Source organism: Pseudosporangium ferrugineum (assembly GCF_003002065.1).
GTDB lineage: Bacteria > Actinomycetota > Actinomycetes > Mycobacteriales > Micromonosporaceae > Actinoplanes > Actinoplanes ferrugineus_A.
Genome location: NZ_PVZG01000007.1, coordinates 91,230 through 105,928 on the forward strand (window position 1 = coordinate 91,230; position 14,699 = coordinate 105,928).

At 73.0% G+C, this 14,699-nt stretch carries 11 protein-coding genes; 6 read left to right on the forward strand and 5 right to left on the reverse strand.

From position 1 onward, the window contains the following. Positions 1-35: 35 nt before the first annotated feature. Complete coding sequence (locus tag CLV70_RS16530) at positions 36-1,262, reverse strand: FUSC family protein (RefSeq protein ID WP_106127404.1); 1,227 nt, start codon at positions 1,260-1,262, stop codon at positions 36-38. 40 nt (positions 1,263-1,302) lie between these two features. Between CLV70_RS16530 and CLV70_RS16535 the strand changes: the two genes are divergently transcribed. Next, the gene (locus tag CLV70_RS16535) at positions 1,303-1,944 is read left to right on the forward strand and encodes an HD domain-containing protein (protein WP_425440169.1); all 642 of its coding nucleotides are present in this window, start codon (positions 1,303-1,305) and stop codon (positions 1,942-1,944) included. Here the strand turns inward: CLV70_RS16535 and CLV70_RS16540 are convergent. From CLV70_RS16540 to CLV70_RS16550, 3 genes are all read right to left on the reverse strand, one after another. After that, a complete protein-coding gene (locus CLV70_RS16540) occupies positions 1,925-2,197 on the reverse strand; it encodes a DUF4031 domain-containing protein (RefSeq protein ID WP_106127406.1) in 273 nt (90 codons plus the stop codon). The two genes, CLV70_RS16535 and CLV70_RS16540, sit on opposite strands and share 20 nt — an antisense overlap. Next, a complete protein-coding gene (locus CLV70_RS16545) occupies positions 2,194-3,975 on the reverse strand; it encodes a glycerol-3-phosphate dehydrogenase/oxidase (protein WP_170148630.1) in 1,782 nt (593 codons plus the stop codon). The genes CLV70_RS16540 and CLV70_RS16545 overlap by 4 nt, the downstream gene beginning before the upstream one ends. Positions 3,976-4,038: 63 nt before the next feature. Beyond that, positions 4,039-4,875: a winged helix-turn-helix transcriptional regulator gene (locus CLV70_RS16550; protein ID WP_106127643.1), complete on the reverse strand. Its 837-nt coding sequence runs from the start codon at positions 4,873-4,875 to the stop codon at positions 4,039-4,041. A 58-nt stretch (positions 4,876-4,933) separates the two neighbouring features. Here CLV70_RS16550 and CLV70_RS16555 point away from each other — a divergent pair, with 58 nt between their 5' ends. Beyond that, complete coding sequence (locus CLV70_RS16555) at positions 4,934-6,166, forward strand: MFS transporter (protein ID WP_170148622.1); 1,233 nt, start codon at positions 4,934-4,936, stop codon at positions 6,164-6,166. An 11-nt stretch (positions 6,167-6,177) separates the two neighbouring features. Then, positions 6,178-7,095, forward strand: a complete 918-nt coding sequence (locus tag CLV70_RS16560; protein ID WP_106127408.1) for a GNAT family N-acetyltransferase — start codon at positions 6,178-6,180, stop codon at positions 7,093-7,095. A gap of 59 nt (positions 7,096-7,154) precedes the next feature. On the opposite strand, the gene groL is transcribed toward CLV70_RS16560, so the two are convergent. After that, on the reverse strand, positions 7,155-8,777 hold the full coding sequence (gene groL, locus CLV70_RS16565) for a chaperonin GroEL (RefSeq protein ID WP_106127409.1): 1,623 nt from the start codon (positions 8,775-8,777) through the stop codon (positions 7,155-7,157). A 622-nt stretch (positions 8,778-9,399) separates the two neighbouring features. Here groL and CLV70_RS16570 point away from each other — a divergent pair. The 3 genes from CLV70_RS16570 (at position 9,400) to CLV70_RS16580 (ending at position 14,457) form a co-directional block, all read left to right on the forward strand. Then, complete coding sequence (locus CLV70_RS16570; protein ID WP_106127410.1) at positions 9,400-13,044, forward strand: bifunctional glycosyltransferase/CDP-glycerol:glycerophosphate glycerophosphotransferase; 3,645 nt, start codon at positions 9,400-9,402, stop codon at positions 13,042-13,044. Positions 13,045-13,426: 382 nt separating this feature from the next. After that, on the forward strand, positions 13,427-13,945 hold the full coding sequence (locus CLV70_RS16575; RefSeq protein ID WP_106127411.1) for a GNAT family N-acetyltransferase: 519 nt from the start codon (positions 13,427-13,429) through the stop codon (positions 13,943-13,945). Beyond that, entirely contained in the window at positions 13,942-14,457 is a 516-nt protein-coding gene (locus CLV70_RS16580; RefSeq protein WP_245908278.1) for a hypothetical protein, read from the forward strand. Before CLV70_RS16575 ends, CLV70_RS16580 begins: the two co-directional genes overlap by 4 nt. Positions 14,458-14,699 lie beyond the last annotated feature (242 nt).

The window sequence follows — 14,699 nt, forward strand, 5'->3', positions numbered from 1 at the left end:
GGCGCGCCCCGGCGGCCCCGCAGCCGGGGAAAGGATCAAGACCTGCGGCGCGCCGTACGTCCCCGCCCGTGCCAGCCGACCGCCCGCCGCACGAGCCGCGGCGCCTCCGCGTACTCGATGCCGGTCGCCCGCAGCAGATCCGTGACCGTGGTACGCACCTGCGCCACCACCACCCCGCCGGAGAAGCCGACCCCCTCGTCGTACGCCTGCCCCGACTCCGCGGCGGCCCGCAGCGCGCGTTCCCGGGTGGCCTCCGGCTCGGCGCCGCGGGCCCACTCCTGCCGCAACAGCTCGACGGCGTCGCCGAGCAGCCCGACGGACGCGGGCAGGCAGGACGGTATGTGCTCCTCGTCACCCATGGCCGTGATCGCCCGGCGGGCCAGGACGCGGACGTTGCGGAGGGCGTACGTGAGGTGCGGCGCGCCCTCGACGTACTGGCCGAGGGCGCCGCGGGAGCGCCACCGGGCCGGCGCGAAGGCGACGTTCTCGCTGGCCGCGGCCGCCGCGGCGGCGAAGGCCGCGAAGTTGCCCTCGGTGGCACGGAGCTGGGCGAGCGCCTCCCGTACGCCTTCGGCGTCGTTCTCCGCCATGCCCGCCGCCACCGCCCGCAGCCCCTCGGCCATGGCGTCGAGCGCGGGATCGGCCGCCCGCCGGACGACGGTGAGCGGGTTGAGCGGCAGCAGCACCGTCATCACCACCAGCCCGACCGCGCCGCCGACCAGAGCGTCGAAGAAGCGGGTGTACGGCAACCCGGTCACCGAGGTCAGCGTGGCGACCAGCACCGCGGACGAGGCGGACTGCACGACGAGCGGGGTGCCGCCGCCGACCGCCGCGGCGACCAGGATGGCGAACACCACGATCAGCCCGATCTGCCACGGGCCGGAGCCGATGAGCAGGATGATCGCGTCGCCGATGCCGATGCCGATGGCCACGCCGAGGACCAGTTCGGCGGTGCGCCGGGCCCGCTGCCCGACCGACGACGCGAGGGTGATCACGGCCGCGATCGGGGCGAAGAACGGGCTCTGCCGCCCGATCAGGTCGTGCGCGACGTACCAGGCGAGCGCCGCGCCGACGCCCGCCTGGAGCGCGAGGCCGGAGCCGGCGCGCACCCGCGACCAACCGGCCCGGATCCCGGAGCGGGAGCGGCCGCGCAGCTCGGCCAGCACGGCGGGCAGCCCGCGCTGCGCCCCCTCGTCCGGTTCCGCGGCATCGGCCCCGCCGGTCCTGCCGGCTTCGTCCGCGGGGATGCTGCGGTCGGTCATGCCTCAGGACCCTAACCGCGGACGTGCCAGGATGGCGGCCGTGACATCTCTTCTTGACCGATGGGTCGCCGCGGCCCGCGGTGCCGGCGCGACCGCCGCGGACCCGGATCTCGAGGCCGCCGGCGGTTACCTGCTCGGTCGCTGGTCGGAGCCGCAGCGGCAGTACCACGACGTGAGCCATCTCACCGCCGTGCTGGACGTCGTGGACGAGTACGCCGGCCTCGCCCCGCACGCCGACCGCGTACGCCTCGCCGCCTGGATGCACGACGCGGTGTACGACCCCCGCGCGCTCGGTGAGGCGAACGAGCGGGACAGCGCCGAGTTCGCCAAAGGGCTGCTCACCACGCTCGGCACCCCGCCCGAGGTGGCGGCGGAGGTGGCTCGCCTGGTGGGGCTGACCGCCGGGCACGCCACCGAGGACACCGACCCGGACGGCGAGCTGCTGTGCGACGCCGACCTCGCGATCCTGGCGGCCGGGCCGGACCGGTACACCGCCTACACCGAGGCGATCCGGCGCGAGTACGCCCACGTGCCCGAGGACACGTTCCGGGCGGCCCGGGCCCAGGTCCTGGTCTCGCTGCTGGAGTTGCCGTCGATCTACCGGCACGCCCCGCTGCGCGACGCGTGGGAGGCACCGGCCCGAGCCAACCTGGAGAGGGAGCTCAGGGCCCTGGCCGGCTGAGGTGCTTGGGGCGGCGCAGACCCGCCGCGCGCAGGCGGGCGGAGATGTCGCGGGACGGCAGCAGGGTCGCGCCGAGCCACAGCGCCATCGCGAACCGGGAATCCGGGATGTCGTAGTGGTCGCGGTCGAACCCGCGCCGGGGCGCGCCCAGCATCTCCGCGAAGACGTGCAGCTCGTCGTACGACACGTCGCTGACCAGGTGGGACCAGAGCCGGCCGCGGGCCGGCCAGAGCGGCTCGTCGACGAGGATCAAAGGTCGGCTTCGAGCAGGTCCGTCCCGCGGTCGGCGGCGTACCCGCGCACGTCGGCGACGCCGAGCCGGGCCGCGTCCGCGGTGAGGTCGTCCGGCATCTTCTGCGATTGCCGCTCCGCCTCGACCCGCGCGAGGTAGTGCTCGACCTCGCGGGCCCGCACGGCCTCGTCCCAGCCGAGCGCGGCCCCCATCACGGCGGCCGCGTGCCGCGCGGTCTCGGCGCCCCGGTGCGCGGTCTCGATCGAGATCCGGGTACGCCGGGTGAGCACGTCGTCGAGGTGCAGGGCACCTTCGGCGGTCGCCGCGTACGCGATCTCGGCCGCCAGGTATTCCGGCGCCCCGGCGAGCGGCGTGGCCAGCTCGGGTTCGGCCGTCATCATGGCGAGCAGGTGCACGGTCAGGGTGCCGTAGCGCTCCAGCAGATGCTCGATGACGCCCGCGGTGACCCCGTGACGCCGGGCCGTGTCCTGCCGGTCGCGCCACGCCGCCGCGAACCCGTCCGCGCCCAGCAGCGGGAGCTGGTCGGTGCGCGACGGCCGGTCGAGGCCGAGCCGGCGCACGGCCCGGTCGATGACGTCGGCCGCCATGACCCGGTAGGTCGTGTACTTGCCGCCGGCCACGAGCAGCAGCCCCAGCATCGGCTCGACGACGGCGTGCTCGCGGGACAGCTTCGACGTCGAGTCGGCCTCGCCGGAGAGCAGGGGGCGCAGTCCCGCGTAGACGCCCTCGATGTCGTCGGTGGTCAGCGGGCGCTCCAGCACCGTGTTGACCTGGTCGAGCAGGTAGCTGATGTCGCGTGCGGAGGCGGCCGGGTGCGAGCGGTCGAGCTCCCAGTCGGTGTCCGTGGTGCCGATGATCCAGTGGCCGCCCCACGGGATGACGAACAGCACCGAGGTGGGCGTCCGCAGGATCAGGCCGGCGTCGCCGGTGATGGCCGAGCGCGGCACCACGAGGTGGACCCCCTTGGAGGCGCGTACGCGCAGGCCGGGCCGGACACCGACGTCGCTGAGCATCCGGGACATGTCGTCGCTCCACACGCCGGTGGCGGCGACGACCGTGCGGGCCCGCACCTCGAACTCGGGCGCGCCGGGGCTCTCGAGGTCGCGGACCTTGACGCCGACCACCTGGCGGGCCTCGCGCACGAAGCCGGTGACGCGGGCGCTGGTCACGACGGCGGCGCCGAGGCTGGCGGCCGTGCGGGCCAGGTTGACCACGAGCCGGGCGTCGTCGACCTGCCCGTCGTAGTAGCGGATCGCCCCGGTGATCTTGTCGGCGCGCAGGCTGGGGAAGAGGTGCCGGGCGCCGTCGCGGGACAGGTGCCGGTGCAGCGGCATGCCCCGGCCCTGCCCGAACACCCCGGCGAACGCGTCGTACGCCGCGACGCCGAGGCCGTAGTAGAGGCGGTGCCACACCCGCGCGGGCGGGGCGGCGGTCTCCAGCGGCACGAGGATGGGCACCGGGCGCACCAGGTGCGGCGCGAGCCGGCTGGTCAGCAGCCCCCGCTCGGTGAGGGCCTCGTGCACCAGGTGCAGTTCGAGCTGCTCCAGGTAACGCAGGCCGCCGTGGATGAGTTTGCTGGACCGGCTGGACGTTCCGGCGGCGAAGTCGCGCGCCTCCACGAGGGCGACGTTCAGCCCGCGCGAGGCGGCGTCCAGGGCGGCGCCGGCGCCGGTGACCCCGCCGCCGATGACGAGCACGTCGAACTGCTCGTCACGCAGCCGCTTGAGGTCGGCGACGCGGCGGACCGGTGAGAGCCGCCCGGCCGAATACCGGGACACGGTGGGAGAGCGCACGATCCCACCGTAGCGCCGTCGGCGGTCACCCAAGGAGAGGAATGTTTCTCAGCCCGACCCCTTGACGAGAGCCAGCATCTCGGTGACCGAACCCGCGGGATCGGTCACCGGGAACTGCACCGCCCGGATCGTGGCGTCCGCGTCCACCAGCAGGCTCAGCCGCTTGAAGCGGTCGGTGCCGCCGGCCCGGAAGGTGGGCAGCCGCAGGCTCGCCGCCAGCTTGCCGTCCTGGTCCGACAACAGGGGAAAGGGCAGTTTCGCGTACGCGGCGAAGGCCTCGAGCTGGTCGGGGCGCTGGGTGCTGACCCCGGTGATCCGGACTCCGAGGGCGGCGAAGGCCTCGGCGTGCGCCGCGTAGGTGGTCGACTCGAGGGTGCAGCCGGCCGCCCCGGGGATGTCGCCCCAGCCGGGCGGATGGCCCTGGGTTCCGGGGGCGAAGGCGCCGGGGAAGAAGTACAGCACCGTGGGCGCCTCCACCGTGAACCGCGGGATGCGGTGGCCGGTCAGCGCGTGGGCACGGCGCGCCTCGGCCGACGTGGGGGCGGAGGTGGCGGTCAGGGAGCCGTCGCCCATGACGTGCCGGGTGCCCCAGTCCTGCAGCGCGATCAGCACCGGCAGCAGGCCCTCGCCCTTCGGGGTGAGCAGGTAGTCGTACCGCGGCGGACGCTGCGAATACGCCTCCCGGCGCAGCACGCCGTGGTCCGTGAGGGCGGCGAGGCGCTCGGTCAACGCGCGGCGGCTGACGCCGAGCTCGCGCTGCAGGGCGTCGAAGCGGGTCACGCCCCCGGCGATGTCGCGCACGACCAGGAAGGTCCACCAGTCGGTGAGCACGCCGAGCGCCTGCGCGATGCCGCAGTCGGCATCCACCGGTTCGACTCGTCGCACGCCACCCACTATAGTCAGTTCCAAATTGGAACTTACTCGACGGGCGGGGGCGGGGACCGTGAGCGTCTTCTGGCGGTGGTGGGCGGCCGGCACGACCAGCGGGCTGGGGTCGGCCATCGGGGGCGTGGCACTGCCGCTGACGGCGCTCGCGGTCCTCGACGCCACCCCCTTCGAGATGGGCCTGATCGCCGCCGCCCGTTACGCCGCCTGGCTCGTCATCGGCCTGCCCGCCGGGGTGATCGTCCAGCGCCTGCCGCTGCGGGGCACCCAGATCGGCGCGGACCTGGCCCGGGCGGCAGCGGTCGGCTCCGTCCCGCTCGCCTGGTGGGCGGGACAGCTCACCGTCGCGCACCTCGTGGCCACCGCCCTGGTGATCAGCTTCGCCAACGTCCTGTTCGACGTGGCCAACGCGACCTTCCTGCCCGAGATCGCCGGCCGCGACCAGTTGCAGTCCCGCAACAGCCTGACCTCGGGTACGCACGCGGCCACGGAACTCGGCGGCCCGTCCGTCGGCGGCGTCATCGTGCAGGTGCTCGGTGCCGTACCGACGCTGCTGGTCGACGCGGTCAGCTACGTCGCGTCGGCCGTCCTGCTGAGAACGCTGCCGGCCCGGCGTGCCGTCCGGCCCGACCGGTGGCCGCCGATGGGCGCGATGATCCGCGAGGGCTTCGGCTACGTCGTCCGGCATCCGGCGATGGGACCGGGCATGTGGGCGGCCACCGCGGTGAACTTCGTCTGCGGCGCCCAGCTCGCCCTCTACCCGCTCTACCTCGTCCGCGAGCTGCACGCGGCGCCGGGGCTGGTGGGCGTGCTGCTCGCGGCGGACGGCGCCGGCACGCTCATCGGCGCGGCGCTGACCACCCGTTTCACCGACGCGGTCGGCACGGCACGCGGCCTGATCGTCAGCGGCTTCGTCGCGACCGCCGGGGCGTTGCTGGTGCCGTGGGGGGCCGGGCTCACCGCGTACGCCTGCTTCGTGCTCGGGAATCTGGCCTTCGCGGCGGGAGTCGTGGTGCTGAGCGTGACGACCCGGACGTACCGTCAGATCGCGAGCCCGCCCGAGCTGCTGAGCCGGGTGATGGCCACGGTCCGGTTCGTCTCCTGGGGCGCGATCCCGGTCGGCGGCCTCACGGCGGGAGCGCTGGCCGGCCCGCTCGGCGCCCGGCCGACGCTGCTGGCACTCGGCGCGGTGACCGTCTGCGCGCCCCTGGTCTGGCTGTTCTCCCCGGTGCGCGGCCTGCGCGATCTCACCGACGTGACGCTGCCCGGGCGGGAGGCGGCGGTTCGGTAGGTTCGGCGGCTGTGGACAGCGAGTTCCGGATCTCCGAACTGACCGACGACGACGTGCCCGCGGTCGTGCGCCTCTGCCGGGCCGCGCTGGACCTGCCGGAGGACGCCGCCGAGGCCGAGGAGATCGTCCTCCGGCTCCGCGAGACCACCGGCACGGAAGGCTGGTCGCCCGCTCCCCGCCGCGTCGTGGGGTTCCTGGCCCTGCGCCCGCCGCGGCTCGCCGGGGTGGTGCTCGGGTCGATGTCGCATCGCGATCCGGCGGCCGGCCACGTCGACCTGCTCGCCGTCGACCCGGCCGTACGCCGCCGCGGGGCCGGCCGGGCCCTGCTGGCCCGCGTCGAGGCGGCCCTGGCCGAGCGGGGCGCGCGGGAGGTCGTCCTCGGCGGCAACGCGCCCTACTACGCGTGGCCCGGCATCGACGTGCGCTACACGCCCGCGCTCTGCGCCGCGACGGCGCTGGGCTACGAGCAGGAGCAGCCCGCCTGGAACATGACCGTCGACCTCGCCGCCGGGCCGGAGGTGCCGCCGCCCGCCGAGGGCGTCACCGTACGCCGGGCGACCGCGGAGGACGTGCCGCACCTGGCCGCCTTCGCGCTGGAGACCTTCGGCGCGAGCTGGGCCGGCGAGATCACCCACTCGGTCGGGCGGGAGCGGGCGGGCTGCCACGCGGCGTTCGACCGGGACGGCGGCGTGCTGGGCTTCGCCGCGTACGGAAGCTCGCGCCCGAGCTGGTTCGGCCCGATGGGCACCGCGGCGGCGGCGCGCGGGCGGGGCATCGGCAACCTGTTGCTCCGCCGCTGCCTCGCCGACCAGCGCGCGAACGGCTTCGACCGGGTGCAGATCGGCTGGGTCGGCCCGCTGGTGTTCTACGCGAACGCGGTCGGCGCCCGCGTCGAACGGGTCTTCCTGCCGCACCGCAAAAGGCTCTGAGGACAAGGAAAACGGGCCGCCCCGAGGGACGGCCCGTTCTCGCTGTGCAGTTGCTGGACTCAGAAGTCCATGTCTCCGCCGCCCGGGGCGCCGGCCGGGGCCGGGGTCTTCTCGGGCTTGTCCGCCACGACCGCCTCGGTCGTGAGGAACAGCGCGGCGATCGACGCGGCGTTCTGCAGCGCCGAGCGGGTGACCTTGGCCGGGTCGATGATGCCCGCGGCCAGCAGGTCCACGTACTCGCCGTTGGCGGCGTTCAGGCCGTGGCCGGCGTCCAGGTTGCGCACCTTCTCGACCACGACGCCGCCCTCGAGGCCGGCGTTCACGGCGATCTGACGCAGCGGGGCGTCGAGCGCGACCTTGACGATGTTCGCGCCGGTGGCCTCGTCGCCCGCCAGGTCGAGCTTGTCGAACGCGGTCTTGCCGGCCTGCACGAGCGCCACGCCACCGCCGGGCACGATGCCCTCCTCGACGGCCGCCTTCGCGTTGCGCACGGCGTCCTCGATGCGGTGCTTGCGCTCCTTGAGCTCGACCTCGGTGGCCGCGCCGACCTTGATGACCGCGACACCGCCGGCCAGCTTGGCCAGGCGCTCCTGCAGCTTCTCGCGGTCGTAGTCGGAGTCCGACTTCTCGATCTCGGCGCGGATCTGGTTGACCCGGCCCTGGATCTGCTCGGCGTTGCCGGCACCGTCGACGATGGTGGTCTCGTCCTTGGTGATGACGACCTTGCGGGCCTGGCCCAGCAGGCTCAGGTCGGCGGCGTCGAGCTTGAGGCCGACCTCCTCGCTGATGACCGTGCCGCCGGTGAGGATGGCGATGTCGTCCAGCATGGCCTTGCGGCGGTCACCGAAGCCCGGGGCCTTGACGGCGACGGACTTGAAGGTGCCACGGACCTTGTTGACGACCAGGGTCGCCAGGGCCTCGCCCTCGACGTCCTCGGCGATGATGATCAGCGGCTTGCCGCCCTGCATGACCTTCTCGAGGACGGGCAGCAGGTCCTTGACCGCGGAGATCTTGCTGTTCGCGATGAGGATGTACGGGTCGTCGAAGACGGCCTCCATCCGCTCGGCGTCGGTCATGAAGTACGCCGAGATGTAGCCCTTGTCGAAGCGCATACCTTCGGTGAGCTCGAGCTCGAGGCCGAAGGTGTTGCTCTCCTCGACGGTGATGACGCCTTCCTTGCCGACCTTGTCCATGGCCTCGGCGATGATCTCGCCGACCGTGGAGTCACCCGCCGAGATGGAGGCGGTGGAGGCGATCTGCTCCTTGGTCTCCACGTCCTTGGCGAGCTGCGAGAGGCCCTCGGAGACGCTCGCCACGGCGGCCTCGATGCCCCGCTTCAGGGCCATCGGGTTCGCGCCGGCCGCGACGTTGCGCAGACCCTCGCGGACCAGCGCCTGGGCCAGGACGGTCGCCGTCGTCGTGCCGTCACCGGCGACGTCGTCGGTCTTCTTCGCGACCTCCTTGACCAGCTCGGCGCCGATCTTCTCGTAGGGGTCCTCGAGCTCGATCTCCTTGGCGATCGACACACCATCGTTGGTGATGGTGGGCGCGCCCCACTTCTTCTCGAGCACGACATTGCGGCCCTTGGGGCCGAGCGTCACCTTGACGGCGTCGGCGAGCTGGTTCATGCCCCGCTCGAGGCCGCGACGAGCTTCCTCGTCGAATGCGATGATCTTGGCCATACGGCTGTGTCCTCCTGGACATTCGCGGTGCCGGGCCTCCTCGGCCCCGCCCTCCGCACGGTGCGGAACACTGCGGACGTCACCACCTGGCGATGTGACGTCCTCAGGTCGAGCCGGATAGCCCGCGACGACCGGTCCCGTGCCCCGGCGCCGATGGCGGCACCGTGGCCGCGACCCCACCGCCCCGACCTGTAGAGCTGTCTGGCACTCACGTGTCGCGAGTGCCAATGACTTGTTTAGCACTCTGATGGGGCGAGTGCAAGGACAACGGTCATCTCCACGGGGTCCGCGCAACACCTTCTTGATCACGATGCGTGAACGATCCCCGCCACCTCGCCGGGGCCCGATCCGGCCAGTGACAGCGATCACCCGGGGCCGCCCATGGGCCGTTGGGAGGGTGCCCGCGTAATACACCCGGTCGATGTTCGGCAGCCGCGCCCGGTTTGCACTTTTCGCACTGTTGGATCCGGACAGATCAATGCTAAATTGCGCATTGCTGCAGGTTGGCCGGGAGCCATACTCCGATTGACGCTGCCTGTAACGTGCGGGGGCGGCTCGCGTGCCGCGTGACAACGGGCGATCCGGCGCGGTCCGGCAATGTCCGGATTGAGGAGTGAGCGGAGTGGACAACCGTATCGTCGGCGCGACCGAGAGCGCCCACCTACGGGAGCCGGACACCAGGCGGATTCCGGCGCAGAGATCACCCAGCGTCACCGAAACCGGGGGCGACTCACCGCACTCGCCCGGCACCGGAAGCAAGCCTCTGCTCAGCGTCGTCGTGCCGGCGCACGACATCGAGGCGTACCTCGACGAGTGCCTCGAGTCGCTCGCCCGGCAGACGTACAGCAACCTCCAGATCGTGGTCGTGGACGACGGCTCGGTCGACGGCACCGCGGCGATCGCCGACGGGTGGGCCCGGCGGGATCAGCGCTTCCAGGTCCTCCACCAGAGCGAGGGCGGACCGGGTCAGGCCCGCAACGCCGGCATCGCGGTCGCCCGCGGCACCTTCCTGACCTTCGCCGACGGCGACGACGTCGTCCCGCCGTACGCGTACGAAATGATCATGACCACCCTGGAGCAGACGGGTTCCGACTTCGCCTGCGGCGCGGTGCGGTCGCTGACCTCCAAGGGCGCCGCCGCCTCGCCGATGCACGCGCCGATCTTCACCAAGACCGTGCTGCGCACCCACGTCAGCGAGCGGCTCACCCTGCTCAAGGACCGTACGGTGTGGAACAAGATCTACCGCCGCCGGTTCTGGGACGAGCACGGGCTGGCCTTCCCCGAGGGCGTCGTGTTCGAGGACGTCCCGGTCGCGCTGACCGCCCACGCGATGGCCAAATCGGTCGACGTGGTGAACGTGCCGGTCTACTACTGGCGCAAGCGCGAGAGCGGCGAGAAGTCGATCACCCAGCGCAAGACCGACTGGAAGACGACGGCCGACCGGCTGCGCGCCGTCGACCGGGTCAGCCGGTTCCTCGGCGAGCACCACCAGGGCGAGGTCAAGCAGGCGTACGACGCCAACGTGCTGGTCGACGACTTCGCCATCGTGCTCGCCGCGCTGCCCGACGCCGACCCCGAGTTCCAGGCCTCGTTCATGCGCGAGGTCAACCTGTTCCTCGCCCGCGTACGCCCCGGCACCATCGAGAGCCTGCCGGCGAAATACGCGGTCCTCTGGCACCTCGTCCGCGAGAACAAGCTCGCCGAGGTCATCGAGGTGCTGCTCGCCAGCCGCCCCGGCATGCCGATCGCCACCAAGCACGAGGGCAACAAGCGCTACGCCGAGCTGCCGTTCCTCGACGACCCCGCGGTGGGCGTCCCGCGCGAGTTCTACAACATGGGCAAGCCCGCGGTGCGCAGCCAGATCACCGAGCTGAGCTGGCACGACGGCAAGATCGTGATCCGCGGGTACGCGTACATCGACGGCACCGCCGCCAACTCCCGCTGGACGTCCGCCCGCATCGTCCGCCTCCGCGAGCGCACCACGGGCCGCACCATCACCCTGCCGGCCACCCCGCGCCGCGAGCCCGAGGCGACCGCGACCTCCAGCCACGGCGACAAGTCCTACGACTGGTCCGGCTTCGAGGTCACGATCGACCCGGCGACGCTGCAGAACGGCGGCGCCTGGGAAGAGGGCCGCTGGCAGATCGCCGTCGGCATCATCGCCGGCACCAAGCTGCGCAAGGGCCGCCTGAAGGTGGGCCCGCACCCCACCCGCCTGCGCCTCACGCCGCAATACCTCGACGCCACCACGCAGCTCACCCCGATGGCGGACGGGACGTACATCCTCTTCCGCATCGACAAGGTGACCGCCAGGACGACCGCCATCGCCTTCGAGGACGACAAGCTCGTCATCGACGGCGTGGTGTCCGGCCCCCGGCCCAACGCCGGCCGGCTGCGCCTGTGCCGGGTCCCGGACGTGGCCGAGGCGTACGCGGCCGTCGAGTTCGGCGAGACCCGCCAGGGCAGCACCCCGTTCCGCGCGGTGGTGTCCCTCAAGCCGCTGTTCGAGCACGCCGGCCCGCCGGTCATGCCGCCGCCCGGCGGTGCGATGGACCGCTGGCGCATCCAGATGGCGTTCTTCAGCGGCGGGCAGCAGTCGGTGCACCTGCTCAGCGACGACCTGCCCACGGCCCGCTCGGGCATGTACGACCGGCACGTCTTCGTGCGCCGTACGGCCGCGGGCTTCCTCTGGCTGTGCTCCCGCGCGCGCGGCCCGGTGGCCGACTCGGCCGAATGGCGTCCCGACGGCACGCTGGTGCTCACCGGCGACTTCGAGCCGGCCGACGGCGTACCGGAGATCCGCCTGCGGATGCGCGGCGCGGCCGAGGAGCGGGAGCTCGCGGTGACCGCCGACGGGGACCGCTGGACGGCGCTGCTCAACCCCAGCAAGGTCGACTCGTGGGGCGGCTTCATCGAGCTGCGCCCCGGCCTGTGGGACCTCCTGGTCAGCCACCGCGCGGGCGGGGCGTACTCGGTCACCAACCTGGTCGTGGCCAACAACGTCCGCGCGATCTGCCCGGCGCTCTCCCCCGACCAGCACCGGGAGTTCACCCTCGAACTCGCCGAGGGCGATTTCGTCGCGCTCCGGGCCGGCTCGGTGCTCCAGGTCGACGAGCGCGGCGCGTACGCCCGCACCCAGCTGCGCGAGAAGCGCACCGCCGCCCTGCGCCGCACCCCGCTGCGCGAGGCCGTGCTCTTCGAGAGCTTCGGCGGCCGGCAGTATTCGGACAGCCCCAAGGCGATGCACGAGGAGCTGATCCGCCGCGGCCTGCCGCTCGAGGCGCAGTACCTGACCGTCCGCGACGGGCAGGCGTACACGCCGGAGACCCTGACCACCGCCCGGCTCGGCGGCACCGAGTGGTACGACGCCCTGGCCACGTGCCGCTACATCGTCACCAACTCGCACCTGCCGGACTGGTTCCAGCGCCGCCCCGGCCAGGTCGTGGTGCAGACGTGGCACGGCACCCCGCTCAAGCGGATCGGCTTCGACGTCACCGACATCCGCCACGCCGACCGCAACTACCTGCAGCGGGTCGAGCAGGAGACGCCCAACTGGACGTTCCTGGTGTCGCCCAACCGCTTCAGCACGCCGATCCTCCAGCGGGCGTTCCGCTACGAGGGCGAGATGCTGGAATCCGGCTACCCCCGCAACGACATCCTCTTCCGGACCGACCCGGTGACGATCTCCGCGATCCGCCGCCGGCTCGACCTGCCCACCGGCAAGCGGGTCGTCCTGTACGCCCCCACGTGGCGCGACGACGAGTTCTACGGCCAGGGCCGCTACAAGATGTCGATGCAGCTCGACCTGACCGCCGCCCGCCGCATGCTCGGCGACGACCACGTCCTGCTGGTACGCCGCCACCCCAACGTCGTCGACCCCATCCCGGACGACGGCTCGGGCTTCGTCCGCGACGTGTCGACGTACCCGGACATGGCGGACCTCCTCTCGGTCACCGACGTCCTGATCACCGACTACTCGTCGGTGATGTTCGACTTCGCCAACACCGGCCGCCCGATCCTGCTCTTCACGTACGACCTGGAGCACTACCGCGACAAGCTCCGCGGCTTCTACTTCGACTTCGAACAGGAAGCCCCGGGCCCGCTCCTGATGACCTCGGACGACGTCATCAAGTCCCTGGCCGAACTGGCCGTCGACCCGAACGCGTACGCCGCGCCGCGCCGCGCCTTCCAGACCCGCTTCTGCGACCTGGACGACGGCAACGCCACCAAGCGGGTCGTCGACCGGATGCTCGAGCTCGGCTCCTGACCCACCCCCGGCAGGGTGCGGCGACGGCCCACCCTGCCGGCCGAGGTCCCCGCGGCCTCTCCCGCGCAACTCCACCCAGCCGCTGCACGCCCATCCGCTCCGAGCCGCCCGGACGCGACCTACCCGCGCGCCCTCACCACGGCCTCTCCCGCGCAACCCCCGGGGTGACCCGCTCGCGCGCCCTCACCGCGGCCCTCCCGCGCAACCACCCGGACGATCTGCTCGCGCGCCCACACCACGACCGTCCGCACGACCAGTTCCCCCGTCCGTCCGCGCCCATCCCCACCGAGCCGGCCTCGCCGCATGCGCGGGGCGGGGCGGGGTGCGTCGCAAAAGCGGCATCCGGGTTGCCTACCCCGGCGTCAGCGGGTAGGCAGGCAGCATGACCAGCACCCTGGCGCCGCCCTGCACCGTGCACCGGGTGACCCCCGAGGACGCGGCGAGGATGCGGGCCCTGCGGCTCGAGATGCTGGCCGACAGCCCGCTCGCGTTCCTGGAGACCCTGGCCCAAGCGGCGGCGCGCCCGCACGCCGACTTCCGGCGCCGGATCGTGCAGGCCTCGGCGGGCGGCCAGCTGGCGCAGTTCGTCGCCGACCCGGGCAGCCGCCTCATCGGCCACGCGGGCGGCACGGTCCTGCCCGAGGACCCGGCCGCCACGGTCGTCTTCGCCGTCTACATCACGCCGTCCCACCGCGGCCAGGGAGTGCTCCCGTCGCTGGTCGACGCGGTCGCCGAATGGTCGCTGTCGGTGGGGAGGCGGGAGCTGATGCTCGAGGTCGTGGTGGGCAACGACCGGGCCGTCCGCGCCTACGAACGGCTGGGCTTCGAGGACACCGGCGTACGGGTCCCCCACCCGGTCCTGCCGGGACTCCAGGAACTCCAGATGCGCCGCCGCGCATGACCACCCCACCCCCACCCGACCCCGCCCCGGACCCCACCGCCGGGCCGAGGGGGAGGCCGGCGTTGCGGCGGTGGCCGTTGGCCCGGTCGGTGCTGACGGCGGTCAACGGGACCACGCTGGCCGGGCTCGCGGTCGCCGTCCTCACCGGGGCGAAGGTCCGTCGCGGGCGGCACGGCATCCTGGTCGCGGAGGGTTACCGGCGGAAGGTGCCGCCGGCGACGTGCTTCACGGTCGGGTCGGTCATCATCACCCGGCGGAGCGCGGACTGGCTGCTGCACGAGGGGCGTGCCGAGTTGCTGGCGCACGAGAGCCGGCACGCGGGCCAGTACGCCGTCCTCGGCCCGCTGTTCTGGCCCGCCTACTGGGCCGCCTGCGGGTACTCCTACCTCATGACCGGCTCCTACGGCAGCCGCAACGTCTTCGAGCGGCACGCCGGCCTCGAACGGGGCGGCTACGCCGACGCGCCCCTGCGCCCCTGGGCCCGCAAGCTCAGCCGCAACCGCAACCCCTGAGCCGCCGAGCCACACAGACCGAACCGCGGTCCGCCGAGGATCCCGCCGGAGCCGCCGGCCAAGCCGAACCCCGCGGCGCGGGCCTACGGGGACCGCCCCGGCGCGGACCGAGAGGCGGGCCTGGCCCGGACCGGGATACCGGCCCGGGCCAGGCCCGGAAGTTGGTCGAGAGGACGCGCGCACAGCGCCTCCGGCACTGGGTCGTTGGGCCCCGGAGAGATTGTCACCAAGCTCGAAGGTGG

Coding starts and splice junctions, on each gene's coding strand:
- CLV70_RS16580 (WP_245908278.1), top strand. CDS start 13,942: ATGACCACCCCACCCCCACCCGACCCCGCCCCGGACCCCACCGCCGGG.
- CLV70_RS16530 (WP_106127404.1), bottom strand. CDS start 1,262: ATGACCGACCGCAGCATCCCCGCGGACGAAGCCGGCAGGACCGGCGGG.
- groL (WP_106127409.1), bottom strand. CDS start 8,777: ATGGCCAAGATCATCGCATTCGACGAGGAAGCTCGTCGCGGCCTCGAG.
- CLV70_RS16575 (WP_106127411.1), top strand. CDS start 13,427: ATGACCAGCACCCTGGCGCCGCCCTGCACCGTGCACCGGGTGACCCCC.